This window comes from Vibrio splendidus (genome assembly GCF_003345295.1).
Lineage (GTDB): Bacteria > Pseudomonadota > Gammaproteobacteria > Enterobacterales > Vibrionaceae > Vibrio > Vibrio splendidus_K.
Window position 1 is genome coordinate 85,732 of record NZ_CP031056.1, and the last position, 22,970, is coordinate 108,701.

At 44.1% G+C, this 22,970-nt stretch carries 23 protein-coding genes; 19 read left to right on the plus strand and 4 right to left on the minus strand.

Annotation, left to right across the window (positions count from 1 at the left end):
* Positions 1–46: 46 nt before the first annotated feature.
* Positions 47–1,933, minus strand: a complete 1,887-nt coding sequence (locus DUN60_RS16330; RefSeq protein WP_054546108.1) for a PTS mannitol transporter subunit IICBA — start codon at positions 1,931–1,933, stop codon at positions 47–49.
* A gap of 565 nt (positions 1,934–2,498) precedes the next feature.
* Here DUN60_RS16330 and DUN60_RS16335 point away from each other — a divergent pair.
* The 4 genes from DUN60_RS16335 to norW all read left to right on the plus strand — a co-directional run bounded on the left by DUN60_RS16335 (position 2,499) and on the right by norW (position 7,368).
* On the plus strand, positions 2,499–3,365 hold the full coding sequence (locus DUN60_RS16335) for a glycerol kinase (protein WP_114634371.1): 867 nt from the start codon (positions 2,499–2,501) through the stop codon (positions 3,363–3,365).
* A 324-nt stretch (positions 3,366–3,689) separates the two neighbouring features.
* Positions 3,690–4,346: an NAD(P)H-dependent oxidoreductase gene (locus DUN60_RS16340; protein WP_004732726.1), complete on the plus strand. Its 657-nt coding sequence runs from the start codon at positions 3,690–3,692 to the stop codon at positions 4,344–4,346.
* Positions 4,347–4,712: 366 nt separating this feature from the next.
* Positions 4,713–6,218 carry an anaerobic nitric oxide reductase flavorubredoxin gene (gene norV, locus DUN60_RS16345; RefSeq protein ID WP_114634372.1) on the plus strand — a complete coding sequence of 502 codons (1,506 nt, stop codon included), beginning with the start codon at positions 4,713–4,715 and terminating at the stop codon, positions 6,216–6,218.
* 1 nt (position 6,219) lies between these two features.
* Positions 6,220–7,368, plus strand: coding sequence for an NADH:flavorubredoxin reductase NorW (norW, locus tag DUN60_RS16350; protein WP_114634373.1), 1,149 nt, complete (start codon positions 6,220–6,222; stop codon positions 7,366–7,368).
* A 113-nt stretch (positions 7,369–7,481) separates the two neighbouring features.
* On the opposite strand, the gene gltS is transcribed toward norW, so the two are convergent.
* Positions 7,482–8,708, minus strand: a complete 1,227-nt coding sequence (gene gltS / locus DUN60_RS16355) for a sodium/glutamate symporter (RefSeq protein ID WP_004732723.1) — start codon at positions 8,706–8,708, stop codon at positions 7,482–7,484.
* 316 nt (positions 8,709–9,024) lie between these two features.
* Complete coding sequence (locus DUN60_RS16360) at positions 9,025–9,381, minus strand: YibL family ribosome-associated protein (protein ID WP_004732722.1); 357 nt, start codon at positions 9,379–9,381, stop codon at positions 9,025–9,027.
* A gap of 383 nt (positions 9,382–9,764) precedes the next feature.
* Between DUN60_RS16360 and DUN60_RS16365 the strand changes: the two genes are divergently transcribed.
* A complete protein-coding gene (locus DUN60_RS16365) occupies positions 9,765–10,562 on the plus strand; it encodes a DUF4344 domain-containing metallopeptidase (RefSeq protein WP_114634374.1) in 798 nt (265 codons plus the stop codon).
* 119 nt (positions 10,563–10,681) lie between these two features.
* Here the strand turns inward: DUN60_RS16365 and DUN60_RS16370 are convergent, their stop codons facing one another.
* Complete coding sequence (locus DUN60_RS16370; protein WP_065206470.1) at positions 10,682–11,068, minus strand: tautomerase family protein; 387 nt, start codon at positions 11,066–11,068, stop codon at positions 10,682–10,684.
* A 277-nt stretch (positions 11,069–11,345) separates the two neighbouring features.
* Here DUN60_RS16370 and DUN60_RS16375 point away from each other — a divergent pair, with 277 nt between their 5' ends.
* From DUN60_RS16375 to DUN60_RS16440, 14 genes are all read left to right on the plus strand, one after another.
* A complete protein-coding gene (locus tag DUN60_RS16375; RefSeq protein ID WP_114634375.1) occupies positions 11,346–11,966 on the plus strand; it encodes an LON peptidase substrate-binding domain-containing protein in 621 nt (206 codons plus the stop codon).
* A 110-nt stretch (positions 11,967–12,076) separates the two neighbouring features.
* Entirely contained in the window at positions 12,077–12,724 is a 648-nt protein-coding gene (locus DUN60_RS16380; protein WP_065206472.1) for a sigma-70 family RNA polymerase sigma factor, read from the plus strand.
* The gene (locus DUN60_RS16385) at positions 12,717–13,427 is read left to right on the plus strand and encodes a ChrR family anti-sigma-E factor (RefSeq protein WP_114634376.1); all 711 of its coding nucleotides are present in this window, start codon (positions 12,717–12,719) and stop codon (positions 13,425–13,427) included. Before DUN60_RS16380 ends, DUN60_RS16385 begins: the two co-directional genes overlap by 8 nt.
* A gap of 144 nt (positions 13,428–13,571) precedes the next feature.
* The gene (locus DUN60_RS16390) at positions 13,572–14,519 is read left to right on the plus strand and encodes a YbgA family protein (RefSeq protein ID WP_114634377.1); all 948 of its coding nucleotides are present in this window, start codon (positions 13,572–13,574) and stop codon (positions 14,517–14,519) included.
* Positions 14,516–15,961 (plus strand): deoxyribodipyrimidine photo-lyase, encoded by a 1,446-nt coding sequence (phrB, locus tag DUN60_RS16395; RefSeq protein ID WP_114634378.1) that lies wholly within the window; start codon positions 14,516–14,518, stop codon positions 15,959–15,961. The genes DUN60_RS16390 and phrB overlap by 4 nt, the downstream gene beginning before the upstream one ends.
* Before the next feature lie 14 nt (positions 15,962–15,975).
* Complete coding sequence (locus tag DUN60_RS16400; RefSeq protein ID WP_054546097.1) at positions 15,976–16,407, plus strand: nuclear transport factor 2 family protein; 432 nt, start codon at positions 15,976–15,978, stop codon at positions 16,405–16,407.
* Positions 16,407–17,138, plus strand: a complete 732-nt coding sequence (locus DUN60_RS16405; RefSeq protein WP_054546096.1) for an SDR family NAD(P)-dependent oxidoreductase — start codon at positions 16,407–16,409, stop codon at positions 17,136–17,138. The genes DUN60_RS16400 and DUN60_RS16405 overlap by 1 nt, the downstream gene beginning before the upstream one ends.
* A gap of 2 nt (positions 17,139–17,140) precedes the next feature.
* Positions 17,141–18,412: an NAD(P)/FAD-dependent oxidoreductase gene (locus tag DUN60_RS16410; protein ID WP_114634379.1), complete on the plus strand. Its 1,272-nt coding sequence runs from the start codon at positions 17,141–17,143 to the stop codon at positions 18,410–18,412.
* Complete coding sequence (locus DUN60_RS16415) at positions 18,409–19,215, plus strand: DUF1365 domain-containing protein (RefSeq protein ID WP_114634380.1); 807 nt, start codon at positions 18,409–18,411, stop codon at positions 19,213–19,215. The genes DUN60_RS16410 and DUN60_RS16415 overlap by 4 nt, the downstream gene beginning before the upstream one ends.
* Before the next feature lie 117 nt (positions 19,216–19,332).
* Positions 19,333–20,613 (plus strand): SAM-dependent methyltransferase, encoded by a 1,281-nt coding sequence (locus DUN60_RS16420; protein ID WP_114634381.1) that lies wholly within the window; start codon positions 19,333–19,335, stop codon positions 20,611–20,613.
* Positions 20,591–21,112, plus strand: coding sequence for a DUF2878 domain-containing protein (locus DUN60_RS16425; RefSeq protein ID WP_017082959.1), 522 nt, complete (start codon positions 20,591–20,593; stop codon positions 21,110–21,112). The genes DUN60_RS16420 and DUN60_RS16425 overlap by 23 nt, the downstream gene beginning before the upstream one ends.
* Positions 21,113–21,115: 3 nt before the next feature.
* Complete coding sequence (locus DUN60_RS16430; RefSeq protein ID WP_114634382.1) at positions 21,116–21,703, plus strand: chalcone isomerase family protein; 588 nt, start codon at positions 21,116–21,118, stop codon at positions 21,701–21,703.
* On the plus strand, positions 21,700–22,242 hold the full coding sequence (locus tag DUN60_RS16435; protein ID WP_114634383.1) for a DUF3833 domain-containing protein: 543 nt from the start codon (positions 21,700–21,702) through the stop codon (positions 22,240–22,242). Before DUN60_RS16430 ends, DUN60_RS16435 begins: the two co-directional genes overlap by 4 nt.
* A 313-nt stretch (positions 22,243–22,555) precedes the next feature.
* Positions 22,556–22,819: a hypothetical protein gene (locus tag DUN60_RS16440; RefSeq protein ID WP_004732701.1), complete on the plus strand. Its 264-nt coding sequence runs from the start codon at positions 22,556–22,558 to the stop codon at positions 22,817–22,819.
* The last annotated feature ends 151 nt before the right edge of the window (positions 22,820–22,970 follow it).

Sequence of the window (22,970 nt, forward strand, 5' to 3'; positions counted from 1 at the left end):
TGGGGGGACACCGGCCTCCTTCACTCAGGAGCTTGACTAGAGCGTATTAATTTCCGTTTAGAATACGTAGAACATCATCTGGGTTAGTTGTGTTCTGTAAGCATTCCACTGCTTCTTCGTCATCAAGTGAATTGGTAATAGCCATCAACACCATGTTGTGTTCATCGCCTTGTGCTGCAATACCGATAACCATCTTAGCGATATCATCTTCGTCTTCGCCCCACTGAATGCCTTCAGGGTATTGGCAGAACACGATGCCGGTTTTTTGTACGTATTGTTTTGCTTCGATTGTGCCGTGTGGTACCGCGATAGACTCGCCTAAGTAAGTAGACACAAGCTCTTCACGAGCAAACATACCGTCTACGTATTCAGGTGACACGTTGCCAAGTTTTACTAACTGGTCGCCAGCAAACTTGATAGCGTCTTCTTTCTGCGTAGCTTTAAGGCCAAGGAAGATACTGTCGTTAGTTAGTGCAAGTTTGTTGCCTTTCTGTGTAGGAGCGGCTGCAGTCACTGGCGCTTTTGCTTCGCCACTTTTTGCTTCTACAAGGTCTGCAACTAGCTGGTCGTATACAGCACCATCTAAGAAGTTGTTAAGAGACATATGCATTGCACCTGGTACGGTTTTACGTGCACGGTCTGTTAGGTCTTTGTGTGTAATAACAATTTGCGAATCAGCTGGTAGATTGTTGATTGCGTAGTTGGTTACCACAATGTTCAGGCCTGCTGCTTCTACTTTTTTACGCAGTAGACCGGCACCCATTGCACTTGACCCCATGCCCGCATCACACGCTACATACACTGCTTCTACATCAGTTAGGTTCACGTTTGCACCTGATGCCGCACCTTTAGAAGACGCTTTCATGTCTTTCATTTGCGCTGATGCTTTCTCTAATGAATCTTCGTCGTCACCTTGAGCTGCAGTCTTAAGTAGGATTGAAGCTACGATGAAAGACACAGCGGTTGATGCGATAACAGAAAGAACAACACCAACGTAAGAGCCTTTTGGCGTCATCAATAGAACTGCAAAGATAGAACCTGGAGATGCTGGAGAGATAAGGCCAGAATCAAACATTACGTTAGTGAATACACCTGTCATACCACCTGCGATAACAGCAAGAATTAGACGTGGGTTCATTAGTACGTAAGGGAAGTAAATTTCGTGGATACCACCTAGGAAGTGGATGATAGATGCGCCAGCAGCAGACTGTTTCGCACTACCTTTACCAAATACCATGTAAGCAAGTAGAAGACCAAAACCAGGACCTGGGTTCGCTTCAATTAGGAAGAAAATTGAACGACCAATTTCTTCAGATTGCTGGATACCTAATGGAGAAAAGATACCGTGGTTGATTGCGTTGTTTAGGAAAAGGATTTTCGCAGGTTCAACAAAGATAGAAGCTAAAGGAAGGGCACCAGCTTCAACCATTGCGTTAACACCAGCAGCAAGAGCACCAGACAGTACTTTAACTGCAGGACCAATCACAACGAATGCGATGATTGCGCAGATCATACCGATGATGCCAGCAGAGAAGTTGTTCACTAGCATTTCGAAACCACTCTTCACTTTACCGTGAACAGCTTCATCGAATTTCTTAATTGCGATACCACCTAGAGGGCCGACAATCATCGCTCCCATGAACATAGGGATATCAGTACCAACGATGACACCCATCGTTGTAATCGCGCCAACAACCGCACCACGGTCGCCGCCTACCATTTTACCACCAGTGTAACCAATCAATAGCGGTAGAAGGTATGTGATCATAGGACCAACCATTGATGCTAACGTTTCGTTAGGCCACCAACCTGTTGGGATAAATAGTGCTGTAATGAAACCCCACGCAATAAATGCGCCGATGTTTGGCATTACCATATTGGATAAGAAACGACCAAAGTTTTGAACCTTAATCTTAGCTTCTGGTGATAACATAGGTAGAACCCCGTAATGTATTGGTTGGTCAAATGACCGAAAGTGTGTACTCAAAAGTCGATTAAAATGTATCACAACATTTACAAAATGCACCTCAGCCCAACTTTCGTGACAACCATCACACACAAAAAACACTTTAGGGTTAACAAGGGCACCTTAGATCACAAAAACACCATGAATTTAAATTACAAAGCCAAGTTAATGAGAATAAATATCATTAACACAAGATCTAGATCACATTTTATTTTGTAGTACTTAAAAATAAATAGTGATCAAAATCACACTTAATAAAATATAGAATCTAAAATCTATATAAACCGTATAAAAGAACATCGTGCCACGTATGGTAAATATGCACCTAGATGAACAAAAGCGCTAATTATGTAATTTAATTACAAAAAGAGCCACATTTCCCACAAAATCAAAATCAGACATGACTTTCTACTAAAAACATAGACCAGTGAACTGCAGTTAGTATCAACAGTTGTGTTATTGTATTTATCTATTCTATACAACAGCCCCTCAACATTATTCAGCAGTTCTACTGCTAATTGAGAAATAAACTATGCCAGACAAAATTTCCACATCCGCACTCGCTAAACAAAAAGGCATAGAAGCTAAAACTTTATTTAGCGATTTAAAAATTGCTGGCTATATAGTGCGCTCACAAGAACGTTGGGTGCTCACAGAGCGTGGAGAAAGCTTTGGTGGAGAGTATGTAGAACACAAAAAGTTTGGTGTCTTTATAGTCTGGCCAGAAAAACTGCTCATCGACTTAGACTCATTCTCAGGAAAAACGCTAACCGCCACTCAGCTCGGCGGTGCCTTTCAGCTCAGCGCAAAGAAAATCAACTTATTGCTCAATGAGCTTGGCTGGATAACAAAAGAAGACGACGGCTGGCACGTCACCTCAACGGGACTGAAGGCCGGTGGTGAGCAGAGAGAAGATAAAGCGACTCAGAACTTATTTGTGGTGTGGCACGATTCGTTAGTCCGCAATAAACGATTAAAGCAATCTGTTGTCGAATTTTTAGGACACGATGCTGAAAGCCATTCTACTGATGTATCGTTTTCTAGCTTTCGCCAGAAGTTTGAAGCGAAACACCGAACCTTAGATGGGCACTATGTTCGTTCAAAGGGAGAGCTGATCATTGATAACTGGCTTTATATGGCGGGAGTGGTTCATGCCTATGAACGTCCGCTCCCGATATCAAAAGAAGTAATGAGCGATTTCTACCTGCCAAGCGGCAAAGTATACATTCAGTTCTGGGGAACAGATTCAGGCTCTATAGAAGAAGACAAACGAAGTGCGACCAAGAAAGTTTACCAAGAGCATGGTTTTAGCTTGATTGAACTTAACCCTGAAGATATCCCAAACCTCGACAGCGTACTTCCTTCTTTATTACGCCAATATGGAATCAAGGCGTACTAACTGGCTGATTTTCGAAAACCAAAACACACCAAGATCACACAAATCAAATCATTGTGGACATTATTAACCATAGTGATTTGATGTGTTCGCTATTTTTCCCGAGCCAATCTTCTATTATCTTACACCCATCGACTTGAGCTACCGCAGATACTCGATTTATTGGGGCATGTTCGATAGCCATTTAAGCGTTCAGCCTTTTAGAGGCTGACTGTTCTAGAAACGACTTCTATAGAGATATAGCCTAAATGCGTTATCCGTTTATTGTTGACGTTACCGAACATAAAACCCTACAACATTTATTATTGATAGATATTAGGATTCAACATGACTCATCCAATCATTACTGATCTAAACACTCGTTACACAGCTAAAAAATACGATGCCGACAAACGCATCTCTGCGGAAGACATGGAAGTAATCAAAGAAGCACTTCGTTTATCAGCTTCTTCTATCAACTCTCAGCCTTGGAAATTCATCATCATTGAGAGTGACGCAGCAAAACAACGCTTCCACAATACTTTCGAGAACATGTTCCAGTTTAACCAACCACATGCGAAAGAAGCATCACATACGATCTTGTTTGCTCACGATCCTAAGTACACTAAAGAGAAATTCGCTAAGCGTGCTGACACAGAAGTAAGCTCTGGTCACCTACCCGCTGAAATGTACGAGCAATTCTTAGGTGCTTACGCATTCGCAGAAATGAACACAGACGAAACGGGTTTCAACGGTAACTGGACTAAGTCTCAAGTGTACATCGCACTAGGTAACACAATGCACACACTGGCTCGTCTTGGCATTGCATCAACACCTATGGAAGGCGTAGATGCCGCTATGATCGGCGAAGAGTTTGCTGACGAACTGGAAGGTCACGTTGTTGATGTAGCACTGGCTATCGGCTACCACAAAGACGGCGAAGACTATAACCACGGTAAACCAAAAGCGCGTCTAGCGCTTGATGAAGTGGTTACTACACTGTAATAAATCCAATGCATATGCATTATGTACTGATAGCTACAACGCTTTAATTTTTAAAACGCTTTTTCGTTTTACAAAAATATAGTTTTAACAGCACTTTAGACTGTTAGATTACACTGCCTTGTTTTGGCCAGACATTCGTCTGGCCTTTTTTGTATCTGTTATTTATCCAAGTAACTACCAATTACCAACCATCAATAACTTAGTCATAAAGACACGATGAGTTTATTTTGATTACACAAACAGAAAGGTCACAAAGACACATCATGACAATAAAAAAACAAATAAACACTATAAAAACAAACACTTAAAAACATGGCATAACTAGTGCAATAGGAGCCTTAGATATTTAAATAAGGTATTATCATTATGACTATTCACGTTAAATCAAATGTTCATTGGGTCGGCGTCCACGATTGGGAAACCGAGCACTTCCACGGTAAGGAATACCACATGAACAAAGGTACGAGCTATAACTCATACCTGATCCGTGAAGAGAAGACAGTGCTTGTCGATACTGTCGATCATCGCTTTACTGAGCAATTCCTTGCAAACCTTGAGATGGAAATCGATATCAACGAGATCGACTACATCATTTGTCAGCACGCCGAAGAAGATCACTCTGGTGCCCTTTCTGCGCTACTGGCTAAAATTCCGAACACACCCGTCTACTGCACAGAAGCTGGCGTTAACTCTATTGTTGGCCATCACCACCAGCCTGACTGGAACTTCCGAACCGTTAAAACAGGCGACACGCTCGATGTCGGTAACGGTAAGCAACTCATCTTTGTTGAGATGAAAATGCTGCACTGGCCAGACTCAATGGCGACTTACCTAACCGGTGATGAAATCCTGTTTAGTAACGATGCTTTCGGACAACACTACTGCGACGAGAACCTATTCAATGACCAACTAGACCAAGTAGAGCTGCATGATCAATGTCTGCGTTACTTCTCAAACATCCTCACGCCTTTCGCGCCTTTGGTGAAAGCGAAGATAGAAGAAGTCTTGAGTTTAGGCGTGCCAATCGATGTTATTGCTACTTCTCATGGTTGTATTTGGCGTGACAACGCGACTCAAATCGTTGAGCAATATTACGAGTGGTCAAAAGCCTACAAAGAAGATCGTATCACCATTGTCTACGACACCATGTCCAATAACACTCGCATGATGGCAGACGCGATCGCAAAGGGTATTCGTAAAGGCAGCCCAGAAACAGCCATCAAGGTCTTCAACATTTCAAAGCACGATAAGAATGACATCCTTGCTAATATCTTCCGTTCAAAGGGCGTGCTTGTTGGATCATCGACCATGAACAATGTGATGATGCCGCAAATCGCCGCACTACTTGAAGAAGTACACGGCCTGCGCTTTGCAGAAAAAAGAGCCGCAGCATTTGGCTCTTCAGGGTGGACTGGCGGCGCAGTAAAACGCATCGATGCTCGCTTACGTGAAGCTAACTTCGAAGTGAGCGCACCTCAGCATATTCACTGGAAACCAGATACAGACGCACTTCGCCAATGTATTGATTACGGAATGACACTTGCTGAAGTTTGGCGTGTAAATCCAGACGAAGTCAGCGCACCAAAGCAAGTATCACGCAATGTTACACCGCTTGAAGCCACACCAGCACCGGCAAACACCACTGCCGAGCTCAAATACACGACAGAGCAAGAAACAGAAGTAGCTCAAGATAAGTCAGTACACACTGCAGACTGCACTTGCTGGCGCTGCACTGTCTGTGAATGGGTGTACGACCCACAATTGGGTGAACCCTACCAAGGCGTTGAACCAGGAACACCTTGGGCACAAGTGCCGGATGACTTCCTTTGCCCAGAATGCCATTTAGGCAAAGAAGTGTTTGTGGAGAAGTAATATGGACAACATTGTTATTGTGGGCGCTGGTTTCGCTGCCTTACAAACCATAAAGATGATCCGTAAAACTGACCCAAATATCGCTATTACAATGGTCACTGCTGATGCGGGTATTGAATACAGTAAGCCGAATCTTTCGCATGTATTCAGTCAAGCTCAAACACCTCAGCAACTTTCGATCAATACTGCTCAACAATTAGCTGAGCTGCATAACGTTGTCATTAAAACCAACGTTTGGGTAAACGAGATTAACACCGAGCAACAGTTTATTGTCGCTGGCGATGATGTCATCCCATACTCAAAACTAGTGCTGGCGACCGGTGCTACGCCTTTCATACCTGCTGCTGAGGGGTTGAGTGTTCAGGCAACGATTACTCTCAATAGCTTGGAAGAGTTCGAAAAACACAAAGCTCAGATCGACGCTGCGCAACGAATCACCGTTATCGGTGGCGGGCTCATTGGCGTCGAGTTAGCTTTCGACCTTCAAACTGCGGGGAAAAGTGTCACGATCATTGAACCAGCAAGTTATCTATTAGGTAGTTTGGTGCCACCTTTTATCTCTTTAGAACTGGAACGAGAGCTTCGTAAAGCCGGTGTGACAGTTGAGACGGATGCAATGGTAAGCCATGCCACCTATCTCGCTGACGGAGTAAGGTTACAAACGACCTCTTCTCGATTAATCAAAACCGATGTGGTCATCGCTGCAGCTGGGTTAATGCCAAATACAGCACTCGCGCAACAGACAGGAATGGCAGTGAACAGAGGTATCATCGTTGATGAAGCAATGAGAACTAACATCAAAAATGTCTATGCCATTGGGGACTGTGCTGAGATTCAAGGACGAGTAATGGCTTACCTGCAACCCGCGATATTAGCGGCCAACGTATTAGCGAAACAACTCACTACGGGTGAAGGAAAGCTAAGCTTGCCGCATATTATGACTAAAGTGAAAACGCCTAGTTATCCGATTCAACTGGCAGGCCGTGATATTCAAACTGCTCAGAGTTGGGAGACTCGGTTTGATCCAAAAGGGATTGTCGCCAAAGGTTTTAATGAGGCAAACCAACTCGTCGGATTCATTGTCACAGGGGAACACACTAAAGCAGCATTTCCTCTGCTTAAAGAACTACAGATCAGCTCACCGACATAAGATAAAATCTATAAGTTCGGATACGCTAGACAATAAAAAAGCCAGTCAACAGACTGGCTTTCTTGTATTCATCTTAGTGCGATTAGCTCATCGCATTTAAGCAAAGGCGAACATTAACCGATAAACGAGATGTAACCTTGAAGGATGATCAGGTTAACGATATCGATAAAGAAGGCACCAACGATTGGCACAACCATGAAGGCTTGTGGCGACGGACCGAATCGGTTCACCAAAGAACCCATGTTCATTACCGCTGTTGGTGTTGCACCTAGGCCGAAACCACAGTGACCACCCGCCATAACCGCTGCGTCGTAGTTAGAACCCATTACTTTGAACGTCACAAAGTAAGAGAAGATACCCAACACCACAGCCTGAACCGCAAGGATAACCAAGAACGGAATCGCAAGGTCAAAGATGTTCCAAAGCTTAAGGCTCATTAGCGCCATAGCTAAGAACAGCGACAATGACACCGTACCAAGAATATCGACCGTTTCACTGTCGGTTTTATGCAGCTTAGTCACTTCAAAAACGTTAGTGATGAACACACCGATAAACAACGCGTAAACGAAGTCAGGAATCATCAACCAAGAAATTTCAAAAGTCGCTACCCACTCTTCTAAGTATTTCGCCCCCGAGATACAGATTAGAAGAATGAACAATACTTCAATCACCTTCTTCGCTGTTACTTTGTCTTCTTCATACTCGTTGTAAGTAACAAGTTCAGGAAAACGCTCGTGGGTTTGTGTGCCAGTGCCGTACTCAGATTCAAGCTGGTTTTTATCAATCAGCTTTTGTGCTACTGGGCTACCGATAATACCACCGATGATCAAACCAAACGTCGCTGAAGCCATCGCGATTTCTAGAGTATTGGCAATGCCAAACGTGTCTGAAAAAGTTTGAGACCAAGCTGCGCCTGTGCCGTGACCACCCGAAAGCGTGATAGATCCAGCAATCAAACCCATCAAGGGTTCAAGGCCTAGTGCCGTTGCAAGTGTTACACCTACACCGTTTTGGATAATGATGTAAACCGAAGCCACCCCTAAGAATAGGAATACCTTAGCGCCACCTTTTATCAGCTGCGTGTAGTTAGCCGCAAGACCGACCGTTGCAAAGAACATCAACATAAAAGTGTTCTGCAGGGGCAAGGAAAACTCAAGATCAAGGCCGTTAAAGTGCAGGGCTGTAATAGCAAAAGCGACAATCAAGCCGCCGACAATGGGCTCTGGAATATTGTACTTTTTGAGAACCGGAAGCTTTGCATTGACGAAATGACCTAGAAACAAAACACTAATCGCGATTAGGAAGGATTCTAGTGGTCCAATTGAAATTAATTGATTCATATAACCTCTATTTTTTTACGTTCTCATCTTCCTTAATGAGTCTAGTTTTATCTGTAATTATCTGTGCTGCTCTACCTATATTTATACAAACTGGAGAGAAATTGTAGATTCGAAAAGCGAACACATTACTGCGTTCACTTGGTGCCATGTTAGTGACACGTTAACTTTTATAGGAGATAAAAGGATTTGTGACAAAAATCACCTCCAAAAAGTTGATAACGGCGTGAGTATCCTTGCCGCTAACTCTGCTTTTTTAATACCTAAAAAAGCAAAAAGGAGCTATTACTAGCTCCTCTTTCATCACCATCACTGGTAATTAGAATTTTTTCGGTGCGTAACCAGTCATAACCTCAATGCGAAGCTCTTTACCGATCTTCGTCATTGGGTGAACAATTACGAGCCCTTTTACAGACTTCTTAAGTTTACCCATATCCGCTTGCTCAGCTTTTGTAATCTCACGGCTAAATGGCATATCAACCAAAGACTTACGCTCTTGATTTACATCGAAGCTTTCTTTGTGTTTCAACTGAGCAATTTTCTTGGTTAGCTTCTTAATCTCGTCTTCAAATTGACGAACAACAGGACGATCATTACGAGTTTTAGCAGCCGCTAACTTGTTGCGACATTTGTCTAGACGGTTGTTAATTTGTTGAAGTTCGTTTTTAACACTCATAATAATTTCCTAAGATTTAACAAGCCAATTCGGATTGGGGCGCGGAGTATAGCACAAGGGTTCACTTGAACCGAAATTTATCTATCAATTACCAACAGAAACGAATCACATCACCGCTGGTCATTCAGCTCGCCAATTCTTTGTAGCCGAACCTCAAAGCGGATCACTCATTAATCAGCTCGTGTCGACTTCAAAAATTGCTGTCCTCGATGCTTCAAAATTCAGTCTAAACTTGTAATCTAACCACAGTAAATAACTCAATTAACTCAAACAGCTTAAACAGCTTAAGGTACATAACTTAGATCGCGTAACTTGAGTTACATGACTTAGCGGGATCACCTTAACACCGAGCCTGAATCGCAGCATAATCACAAGGATAGCCGATGACATTATTGAAACGAACACTGACCTACAGCCTAGCCCTTAGCTCAGTGTTTGCCGCAACTTATGCATCTAGTGAACAAACAACCCAAAATAACCTGATCGTTGAGTTCTCTTCACCACAAAATACTGAAGAAGAGCAGCTCAAACGTGAAATTCAAAACAGTGGCGTCAATGACACTGTGATTGACCTGTCAAACCAACTCTTCATGTTTGAAAAGCCATTAACCATTCAATACGGCGGGGAAGAAGGTCCACTCTACGATCCACAAACGCATCAAGTGCTTATCCCGTATAGCTTCTACTCTGAGTCGCTTAATTACTTTGAAAAGAATCAATACGAAAAAGAGTATGGAAAGACCGCGCAAACTGGTGCTATCGATACCTTGCTTCATACTCTACTGCACGAAGCTGGGCACGCTTATATCGAAGACCAGAATATTGCCATACTGGGCAAAGAGGAAGATGCCGTTGATAACCTCGCGACAGTGCTTTTACTTAACTATGTAGAACATGGAGGTGATGCCGCAATCAGCGCCGCTGACATGTTCGCTTTCGAGTCAGAAGACCGCCCTGAGTATTACGACTTGGGTGAATACATTGATGAGCACAGTTTTGATCTACAGCGCTACTTCTCCACATTATGCTTGGTGTATGGCAGCGATCCTGATGCCTACAAGAACTTGCTCAATGAAGTAGAAAACGACTATTTGAAAGATAGGAAAGAGTTCTGTGTGGAGCACTTTGATGTCATCAATGCCAACTGGCACCGTTACCTAAAAGAGAACCACGAGATCTAATGGTTTAACCTTCTCTATTGGTCTTCTTCAATAACAAGCGGCTTAGTGTTTTTCTAAAGCCGCTCTCAGTATTCTATAAATCCAAGATTTGAAGTGGAATATATCTTAGTCCTGCGACCTTAGACCTTCACTTTATACTTCAGGTCTTGGGCTTCATCACCGGTCATGCCTCGAAACCCCCAACAGTGTGCAGGTTGTTCCTTGATGGTTATTTCAATATCAATAGGAGAGATAGCTAACTGCCTCTCTATCTCAGAAAATATCTTCTTAATTAAGCGCTTCTTGGTATTGACCGCTCGACCTTCCATCATATTGATCTCTATAACGGTATAGGCTTCTGTTCTTCCTTCTGGATAAAAGAAATCATCTCGCTCCAATGGTACAAATCGATGCGCTCGCTTGTCATCGGGTAAACCCATTTCACTGTTTAAGCACTGTTGCAACACATTAGAGAGCTGCAACTTAATTGGATTCAAGCACTCTTTGATACCATATATAACAATCATGACCATTCCTTTGATGCGATGTCAGGTAAAGAAGAAGGATAGATAGAAGCATCGTTTGGCGACCACCCATCCGCTTACTATTCGTACATATATTACCTAATGACGCGTATGAAAGAAGGTAAAAACAATGAATTTATGAGCATGTGCAACAAAAAACAATCTGCTTTGGCTCATGTCTGTAGCTCATCACCCAATAACAACAACCACAATCAATTGATCGAACACCACCGACTCCGCGTATATCTTCTCAAATTAAATTTGAACTAAGGAGTGCTATGTGCCGAATTCATCGAGCCAGATCACACGGCCAGACGCCGAACCAGAGGCACTCGTAGAGTCTTCTCTCGAGCTCGCCGTATTTCCCCTTCCGATATTCCTTCTGCCCGGAGGTCGCCAGAGGCTACGCATCTTTGAACCAAAATATCTTGCTATGGTTGCACATGCGGCCCAAGGAGATGGGTTCATTATTGCCACCCAAGACAGCACCAACTCTGAACATCTCAGTTCTTGGGGAACCAAAGTGTCCATCGTTGATTTCAACATGTCTGACGACCAAATTTTGGAAATCGATGTCGAAGGCCAACAGCTGGTTCAGCTTCACGGACCATTTCGAGACGACGATGATCTGATAAAAAGCCAGTTCAGGTTGTTACCTCATTGGCCAGATCTAGAATGCAAAGTACCGAACGTATTTACTGCATTCTTAGTACAGCTGTTTCGAGACCACGATTCAATCAGAACGCTCTACCCCACTCCAGACTTCGAAAGCCCACGATGGATTTGTGCGCGATTACTCGAAATGATGCCTATCCCATTGGAAAAGAAAACAGAATTTACCGAACCCGCTAGCTTTCCTTCTTTAGTTCCTTTTTTGAATCAAATCATTACGGGGCAATAAGCACTTTTCTTCACTATAATTTTGTATAGTGGAAATTAATTTAAATTAAAGTGATCCCGACCTTCTCCTTTCACGTAGTGCCACTCAAATTCGCATGATGGTTAAGTACTATGCAAGTCGAAAGCAGAAGTTCAGGGAACGGCAAGGAGCATGTCATTATTCCCGACAACAAATTACCTAATGAAAATAAGGTACCTACAGAGCTCTCAAGTTGGTTGATTTTGGTTGGTTCAGACCGAGACAAACAAGCCTTCACCTGTTTGTTCAAGTTCTTCGCACCTAAGATCAAGCGTTTTGGAATCAGCAAGTTGGGCGGAGAGGCTGCTGCAAACGAGCTAGTTCAAGACACAATGACTAACGTTTGGAAAAAAGCACATCTCTACAACGAAGAGAAAGGTGCTGCGACTACTTGGGTCTACACCGTGATGCGAAATGCGGCCTTCGACATGTTACGAAAGGTGAAAGCAAAAGCAGAACAAACCATTGCTGACGACATTTGGCCAATAGATGCAATGGTCGCTGAATCTCAAAGCGATGAATTACCGTTTGGTGATCATTTGATGAGCCGCCATGTAATGACTCAAATAGAGAAGTTGCCTTTGGCTCAGAAAACGATTGTTAAAGGCGTTTACTTTCAGGAATTGTCACAAGAGCAACTCGCTCAACAACTTGGCGTCCCACTTGGAACCGTGAAATCACGTCTAAGACTCGCTTTAGCCAAACTTAAGGTTCACATGGGGGAACAAGATCATGATTAAACATCACCCAAATGCCGCAATTTTGAAAGATTTTGTCGATGGCACACTAGCAGATTCAGTTTCTTTGATTGTCTCTAGCCATGTTGAACTGTGTGAACACTGCCAACAACAAGTAAGCATGCTGACGGCGCAAGCTGCTGAATCAGTCTTTGAAAGCGATACACCTGTCTTTGAAAGTGATACCTCAGGGCTTCAACTTTCTGACAGAGAAATGGATGCGTTCCTATCCGATGATGGGGAGTTTGATTTTGATGCGATTGCTCAAATCACTGCTGATTCATCTCAAGCTATCGAAGTGACACCCGAAGTTCAGCAAGTTACGGTTGCAGACACCACATTCACTATTCCTCGCGCGTTGAACTCAGTGGCGAGAAAAGACTGGATGAACTTAGGCAAAATTTCGCGAGCGCGACTCGATTTTGATGACGAAGCACACCACACCAGCTTGCTGCACATCGACAAAGATGGACAAGTGCCTTGCCACACCCACAAAGGCTTTGAGATTACGCTTCTCTTGGAAGGCAGTTTCGAAGACGAAATGGGCGTCTACAACAAAGGCGACTTCATCTGGTTAGATGGTGACCACACCCATCAACCAGCTACCAAAGAAGGTTGTGTGTGTTTAACTGTTTCAAGTGATGCACTTTACTTCACAAAAGGTGTGAGCCAGTTATTCAACCCACTGGGTAAATACATTTATTAGATTGAAAAGATTTACCGGGTACGTCACAAGACTCATAGAGTTGGCTAGTAAGCAAAGTAAAAACCGAACTAAAGTAATGTTTAATAAGCAACAAAACACACAATATAAGAATAACAACGAGCAATGAGCGTAAGGAATTGACCAATGGATAAAAAAATAAAAATAGGCATTAGTGCATGTGTCGCCGGTCATAAAGTTCGGTTCGATACAGGTCACAAACGCTCTCGTTTTTGTACAGACGATCTTGCAGACTACGTAGAACTTGAGCCAGTTTGTCCAGAAATGGGCGTTGGACTTCCAACGCCTCGCCCAACCATTCGCCAAGTTCGTCAGCTAGACAATATCATTCACGTTTCTAGACCTGACGGTTCTGGTGATGTGACCAATGATCTGATCGAGTTTGGACAAAACTATTCAAAGAGCAACCAGCACATCGCTGGCTTTATTGTGTGTCAAAAAAGCCCAACCTGCGGTATGGAGCGAGTAAAGGTTTATCACCACCACGGGCGCGGTTCTGAATCGACAGGCGTTGGCTTGTTCACTCAGCAGGTTATACAAGGCAATCCCCTACTTCCAGTAGAAGAGAATGGTCGCCTCAACGATCCAATTCTGCGTGAAAACTTTATGACTCGAGTCTTCACTTACCAAAAATGGCTTAACCTTGTTGACGAAGGCGTAACTAAACACAAGCTGATTCAATTCCACAGCGCTCACAAGTATTTGGTAATGTGTCACCACATTGAAGGCTATAAGAAACTTGGAAAATTATTAGCAAGCAACGATCTTGAAATCGATGAGTTGGCAAAACAATATATTGAAGGCTTGATGACGGCATTATCTCACCACGCGAACCGTGGTAGCCACGCCAATACTCTGCATCATTTGCAAGGTTACTTTAAGAAACAGTTGAGCAGCGCGCACAAGCAAGAGCTTACCAATCAGATTTCATCATTCAGAGAAGGTCTTGTTCCTCTGTTAGTTCCACTAACACTGATCAACCACTACTTGATGGAATACCCAAACGAGTACCTTGAATCACAGGTTTACCTAAACCCGCACCCACAAGAACTTAAGCTGAGATACGGATATTGAGCGACATTCTATGGATAAGACGAGACCTGCGGATTCACGATAACCCTGCGCTCGTCGCGGCAGTTGAAAACGGTGTGACGACCGCCGTTTTCATTTCAACGCCACAGCAATGGCAGCAACACCACCTTGCGCCAATCAAAGCCGATTTAATCTATCGTCACCTGCAGCAACTTGAATCCCAACTCGCTGAATTTGGGATCGATCTTCTGCACCTCAAAGCCACAGACTTTAACGATCAAGCCACTCAACTCATCAACTTGTGCAAACAGGTCGATGCGACATGTGTGTATGCCAATTCAGAGCCGGAAGTGGATGAGCAGTTAAGAGACAAACGCTTAATCGCTACTGGTATAAAGCTGAAAATAACCGACTGCGATACGATTCTGCCATTAGGTAGCGTGCTGAATAAACAAGGTGAGATGTTCAAGGTTTTCACACCTTTCAAAAACGCATGGTTAAAAGAAGTGCAAGCGAAAGGCATCATTTGCAGCCACGCTCCAGTGCATTCAACAGGATCAGCGCAAGCAGGTTCATCTGAAACGGATTCGCTTCAGAATCCATCACAACTGAAACAATCGTTAAGTGGTTTTTCTGGCGAGTACGATTTTGACTTTCCGCGTGTTGATTCAAGCCGTTGGCCATTAAGCCAAGATGTGCTGGGCAATGTGATTCCCAATTTCTTAGCCAATAAAGTTAATGACTATTCTCGCCTTAGAGACATTCCATCGTTAAAAGGCACGTCTGGCCTATCTCCTTACTTGGCTATTGGTGCAGTCAGCCCTCGTTGGTTAGCGATTCAATTGATTCAGCAACAGCCTGACTTGTTATTTGATACTCAGTTGCCAGCCTTTTCTTGGCTTAATGAATTGATTTGGCGAGATTTTTATAAGCATTTGATGTTCCACCATCCTAAACTGGTTAAAGGTGCTAACTTTCAGCAGAAATACAACGGCTTAGATTGGTATCACGACAACCCGAGCTTCAAGGCGTGGTGCGAAGGAAAAACAGGCTACCCATTAGTTGATGCAGCGATGCGTCAATTGGTTGAGACAGGCTGGATGCACAACAGGCTAAGAATGGTGGTGGCAAGCTTCCTAACCAAGCACCTACTGATCGATTGGCGTTGGGGTGAGCGTTTCTTTATGTCGCACCTTATCGATGGTGATTTCAGCGCGAATAATGGTGGCTGGCAGTGGGCTTCAAGTACTGGCTGTGATGCTCAACCCTACTTTCGAATTTTCAATCCGATCACTCAGAGTGAAAAGTTTGATCCAAAAGGAATTTTTATTCGTAAGTACATACCAGAGCTGCAAAATATTCCTGACAAGCATATGCACTTTCCACATGATTACATTGCAAAAAACGGAATTAACAGCGAATACTGGCAACCCATCGTTGAACACAAAGAAGCACGATTGAGAGCCTTAGCCTTTTTCAAATAATTAGAGTGAATATTATGGATAACTCTCTATGGCTTGATAACTTTCTCAACATGTATCGAGAACTCGGAACTGACAATTTCGACGTGCTTAAGACGGTTTATCACCCTGATATCGAATTCCAAGATCCGCTGCATCATGTCAGCGGAATTGCGGCGCTTACCCACTACTTCGAGAATCTCTACACTCAGGTAACGAGCTGTTACTTTCATATCGAACACACTTTCGAAGCGAACGACGAAGCTTCTGTTTACTGGACGATGCAGTTTGCTCACAAGCAATTAAATGGACAAAAGCCGATCGAAGTACAAGGACACAGCCACCTCAAGATGCTCGACGGCCAAGTGGTTTATCACAGAGACTATCTTGATGTCGGCTCTATGTTGTACGAACACATTCCAGTACTGGGCTGCGCCATCAAATCCATCAAAAAGAGAGCGAGCCAATAATGCGTATTATGATCACAGGCGCGACCTCAGGTATCGGCCAATCACTCGCTATCGATTACGCTCAACAAGGGCATCAGGTGATTGCTTGTGGCCGTAACCCAGACAAGCTGCAAGCCTTGGTTGATTCTCACGAGACAGACATCGCGCATTCATCCATTACACCGCTCTGTTTCGATCTGACCGATTACCACAACTTCCCAGAGCTCGACCAAGACAAGCCGCTCGATCTGCTGATTTTAAATGCGGGTGATTGTGAATACATCAACGACCCAGTGAATTTTGATGCCGAGCTTTTCGAGCGCGTCATCAACATCAATCTAATTTCAATTGGCTACGCCCTTAAAGCCTGGTTAAAAAACATCAAGCCCGGCGGCCGTTTGGTTTTAGTAAGTTCCAGCGCCAGCTTTTTACCTTTGCCAAGAGCCGAGGCTTATGGCGCTTCAAAGGCAGCCCTCACCTACTTAGGCAGAACACTGTCGGTTGATCTGGCCGAGCACAATATTCATGTCTCAATTGTGCACCCAGGCTTTGTTGAAACGCCATTAACCGAGCGAAATACTTTCTCTATGCCTATGATTATTAGTAGTGAGGCCGCAACTCAGCGAATCGTAAATGGTATTGCTCAAGGAAAGAGTGAAATCGATTTCCCAAGACGATTCATCATGTTGATGAAGCTACTAAGAATGCTTCCAACTCCAGTTTGGCAAAAACTCGCTTCAAGGATGGTATAACAATGAAGAAAATCGCCATTATTGGGTCAGGTATCTCTGGACTCACTTGCGCACACATATTAGATAAGCACCACGACGTAACAGTATTCGAAAAAAACGATTATGTTGGGGGCCACACCGCCACCGTTGATATTGAACATCAAGGCTCGGCGTTTTCGATAGATACTGGCTTTATCGTATTTAACGATCGAACCTACCCAAACTTCAATCAGCTACTCGAACAACTCGGTGTTGAAAGGCAACCTACCGAGATGAGTTTCAGCGTTCACAACACCACGACTAAGTTTGAATACAACGGCCACAGCATCAACTCTCTGTTCGCTCAACGAAGTAATATTTTCAAACCTCAATTTTGGTCTTTAGTCTCTGACATTCTCAAGTTCAACAAATTGTGTAAGGCTCAATTCGAAAGTAACGAGTTCACACCGGATATTACCTTGGGCAACTTCCTACGTGAAAACCAGTTTTCCGACTTTTTCAGCCAGCATTACATCCTACCGATGGGCGCAGCAATTTGGTCGACAAGCTTAGAGGAGATGGAAGAATTTGAGCTTAAATTCTTCATTCAATTCTTCTATAACCACGGCCTGCTCGACATCGCGAACCGTCCACAATGGTATGTAATTCCTAAAGGGTCGCGCTCTTACGTTGAAATCATCCTTTCAGGTTTGAACAAATCCGTCGCTTTGAACACATCGATCAAACAAGTCACTCGCCATGAAGCGGGCATCACGATTGAATTTGAAGATGGCGCTACACAAGACTTCGACGAAGTGATATTTGCTTGTCACTCAGACCAAGCGTTACGTTTACTCGGCGATGCAACAGAGCAAGAGAAACAGGTTCTAGGCGAGATCCCATACAGCCGTAATGAAGTGGTTCTGCACACTGATACCCGATTGTTACCAGACAGAAAGCTGGCTTGGGCAAGTTGGAACTACATGTTGGACGGCGACAGTAAACGACCTGCCTGTGTGACTTACAACATGAACATTCTGCAAGGCATCGAAAGCCAAGACACCTTCTGTGTGACCTTAAATCAGAGCGAAGCCATCGACCCAGAAAAAATCATTCGCAGCTTTGTTTATCATCATCCGGTACTTAACTCGAACACGGTAGAAGCTCAGCACAAACGCGAACAGATCTGTGGCAAAAATCAGACTCACTTCGCCGGCGCATACTGGTACAACGGGTTCCATGAAGATGGCGTCCACAGTGCACTCGACGTGACCAAACGCTTCGGTTTAGATTTGAGTACGAGTTCAGCGCTATGAACAGTCAAACCCTGACATCCGAAATGGAGATCGCATCCGAAAAGAGTGAAGAACTCAGCGGTATCTATTGGGGCAACGTCAGACACCGCCGCTTTGGCGACATCACTCATGAGTTCAGCTATCAGCTGTATATGATGGGGTTAGATCTCGATGAACTGCCCCAAACCACAGCGCGTAGTGCGCTGTTCGGAACTCGATGGTACAACCCGATTCGCTTCGTCGAATCGGATTATCTCGCTGAAAAAAAAGAAAATACCACCACGGATGAACCAAAATCACTTAAACAACGTATAGCTTCCAAAGTGCAAAAACTTGGTGGGGTTTGGTCTGATTCAAACAGTGTGACGATGCTGGCTCAGTGCCGCTGTTTAGGTATCTATTTCAGCCCAATCAACTGTTTCTTCTGTTACGACGAAACAGGAGATTGTAAGTACATGTTGGCTGAAGTGAGTAACACGCCTTGGCGAGAAAGACACTACTACCTAATCGACATGCACCAAGAATTAAAGGTTAAGAAAGAGTTTCACGTTTCGCCGTTCATGGATTTGAATATGACTTATTTTTGGAAGATTAAGCCACCAGCGAAACGCACCTTGGTCCACATTGAAAGCCGCCGAGACGACAAGCTTTTCGATGCGACACTGGCCTTGACGAAACAGTCAGTAACCAAGACAAACATTAGACAAACGGTATTCAAGATTCCGGCGATGACGATAAAAGTCGTGATGGGCATTTATTATCAGGCTCTCAAATTATTCCTGAAGAAAGTACCGTTTGTGGGGCACCCAGACTCAACGTCTTAAGTGTCTTCACAGCAACTAAATAATAGAACTCGACCTTAGCTTGGGTTCGCTCCAACCAAGGGCATAACCCAGCTTAGTTGGCACAAAATATTAGAATGAGTTATCAGCGAGGTTTACATGGAACAGCTTGCCAAACAAAACAACAACATTGAACAACAAGCTAAAGCCGTTGCTGTTTCAAGCAACTGTAAATATCGAGCTTTAATCTTTAAGGTTCTAGAAAGCCTGCAATTCGCGACGCTTGAGATCATTGAGCGCGACCAGCATTCGGTGTTCGGCGATCGAGAAGCCGACTTGAAAGGTCGAATCGTGATTCACGATGCAACCTTTTTTAGAGATGTCGTGATTGACGGCAGTATTGGCGCATCTGAGGCCTACATTGATGGAAAATGGACAAGCCCAGATCTCACCAAAGTGATTCAAATCATGGCTCGAAATCAATCTCAACTCGACGAGCTTGACGATAAAACACAATGGATTTCTCGCATCAAAAACCTATTGCTGCGTCGTAAGAATGCCAACACCGAGCAAGGTTCTAAGCGCAATATTCTTGCGCACTACGATATTGGCAATGAGTTGTACGAGCGCTTCCTAGACAGCTCGATGCAGTACTCTTCCGCTATCTACAGCGAAGAAGCAGAAACCCTATCCAAAGCTCAGCAAAACAAAATGAAAACCATCTGTGAGCGATTAGAGTTGTCAGAGAAAGATAACGTGGTCGAGATAGGCACAGGCTGGGGTGGCTTAGCGATATTCATGGCGCAACACTACGGATGCCATGTCACCACTACCACAATCTCAGATGCCCAACACGCGCTTGCAGAAGAGAGAGTAAAAGCGCTTGGCTTAACAGACAAAATCACCCTGCTTAAAGAGGATTATCGTAACCTCACTGGTGAGTATGACAAGTTGGTCTCTATCGAGATGATTGAGGCGGTCGGTCATGAATATCTCCAGACCTTCTTTGAGAAATGTTCATCGCTACTTAAACCTTCAGGCAAGATGCTGATCCAAGCGATTACTATTGCCGACAGCCGTTACGATAAATACCGTAAAGGTGTCGACTTTATTCAAAAGTACATCTTCCCCGGCGGTTGCCTACCTTCGGTTTCAGTGATGACTCAACACCTTGCGACCAGTACAGACCTTGTTGTCCAAGAAATCGATGATATTGGCCTGCACTACGCTCGAACGCTTAATGATTGGAATGTTGCCTTTGAAAACAGTTGGGAAGAGTTAGAGTCTCTCGGCTATTCAGAAGAGTTTAAGCGCTTGTGGATCTTCTACTTCTGCTACTGTGAAGGTGCATTCAAAGAGCGCGTGATCAGTACTCATCACTTAGTTGCTAGAAAACCTCGTTACTTTGGAGCAAAAGATGAAACGGTTTTGGATTATTAATCTCGTTCTGTTTCAAGCGACCTGGGTTTGCAGCGCGTTCTTTACCGCGCAAGCCCCGTTCGTGGCGCCACTGATTGTGGCCGTTCACTTCCTTCTCTCCCCTACTCGCAGTAGCGATCTGAAAATACTCATTTTATTACCATTAGGGCTGTTGCTTGATAGCCTCTTGCTTCACTTCGGCGTGTTTGCAGTCGACTCTGAAATTGCGAATCAATCGTGGTTTCCAGTCTGGCTCGTTTGCCTGTGGATCATGTTTTTAATCAGCTTTAACCACAGCCTAAATTGGCTTTTAAAATGCTCGAAAGTGATCTTGTTTGTCATAGGGTTCGTAGCAGGTACTAGTAGTTATTGGGGAGGCATCAAAGCAGGCGCCCTTCTGACTACTTGGCCAGACGCATCGGTGTTAGCTGCCCTTGCAATAAGTTGGGGGATTTTGTTGCCCTTACTGGTGGCCGCTTACTCCAACTTAGTACAACCCAAAATGGCAACAACGAGGTGACTTATGGCTTTTCCACGCAACCCTACGCAAGCGTTCAAATCTGAGAGCGATATTAGTCGCGTTCGCACTCAAACAAGCGAGCAATCAAGAATCCGACTATTTAGCTTAGTCACCTTAACCCTCATTTACGCAGCACTCCTATTTACCGGGAATGCCAAAGCTTCTGCTGTCGATGATTTAAATAAGCGCGGTCAGGGAGAAATGAGCTACTTGTTTTGGACTTTGTATTCTGCAGAGTTCTACACCACTCCGTCTAACTCTGAGCGTGCTTTGAAACTTGAGTACTACCGAGCAATTGACAGCAAAGACCTTGTAGACGCAACCAAAGACCAGTGGAGCAAACTCGGTTACTCCAGCAACAATATCCAACGTTGGTTGAAGCCTTTGTACGCAATGTGGCCCAACGTTGAGGAAGGCAGCACGCTGACTATCCGAGTTGCTGAAGACAACGTAAGTCGGTTCTATTTCGATGAGCAACCCATCGGCACCATCCAAGACAAGCAATTTGGTGAAGCCTTTCTCGCGATTTGGTTATCTGAAAACACATCCGAGCCTGGTCTACGCAAGCAACTATTAGGTTTGAACAAATGAATCCAAAAACAACAATAACAAAATTTGCTTTGGCACTGTTTTCACTCACTTGGCTGACGGGGTGCGGCTCTGCGAGTTTAGAAAACCACGTAGACACTACGCCAGAGCTCAAGCTAGAAACCTTTTTCAATGGGGAGCTAATGGCTTACGGCATGGTACTAGACCGCTCTGGTAACCTACTACGCCGTTTTGACGCTAAGCTTGTCGCGACTTGGGACGGTGACAAAGGCGAAATCAAAGAGTGGTTCTCTTTTGCTGATGGCGAGCGCTCAACACGCGTTTGGAACCTGATAAAAACCGGCGAAAACACCTATTCAGGCACTGCTAATGATGTAGTCGGTACCGCTTATGGCGAGACTCTAGGTTCTGCTCTGTATTGGAAATATGACTTAGAAATCGAAGTCGACGGCAGCACCTATGAAGTCGTATTAGACGACTGGATGTTCTTGATGGACGACAAACGCCTGTTCAATAAAACCGAGATGTCTAAGTTCGGCTTTAAAGTCGGAGAGGTCATCTTATACATAGAGAAGATTTAATTTAACCGCTCTTTCCTGTTCCCATTTTCATCAACGGTAGCCCTTACCCCAAAAGACACTTTCAGCCTACCATATAATCTCAGCCCACAATGCAATCTCAACCCACAACAGAAAATTGTGGGTTGTTCTGTTTAATCCCTCGAATAGCATACCTGTATGCTCAAGCCTTTGTGCTAAGATGCGCCACCAGCATACAAATGGGCTAAACTCAGTTGAGCGGATGTGATACACAGTTCCACCAATTCAGAGCACTTCCCCATTGTTTCGCTAAGCGTAGATTCCCTACCATGAATAATTGAAAAGGCTTTAAAGCATGAGCAAGTTGACCTCAGCGGAGCGTAAAGCTCGCGACAATGAACGTTTCTCACAACGTGTAAACGACCGCAGAGAAAAAGGCGAAGACGTAGTTGCTTACGCACTGACCAACAAGAAAGCTGTAAAATTCCTGACTAAGTCGGAAAAGAAACGCTTCAATGAAGCGAAAGTCATTCGCCAAGAAGAACAGCGAGTGAAAGATCAAGAAGAACTCAACAGAATCGAAGACTCATTCACGACCAAACAGTTCGACGAAGAGTAATCTGATTTCAAAAGCGCTGGCTCTATGCCGGCGCTTTTACCTTACGCGCTTTACCTTTAGGCATTTTTTCCTTTCTGATTATCTTCCTATCTTCCTATCTTCCTACGACTTTCTCAAACCTCTGTTTTATCGATCTTACTCATGGATCTCT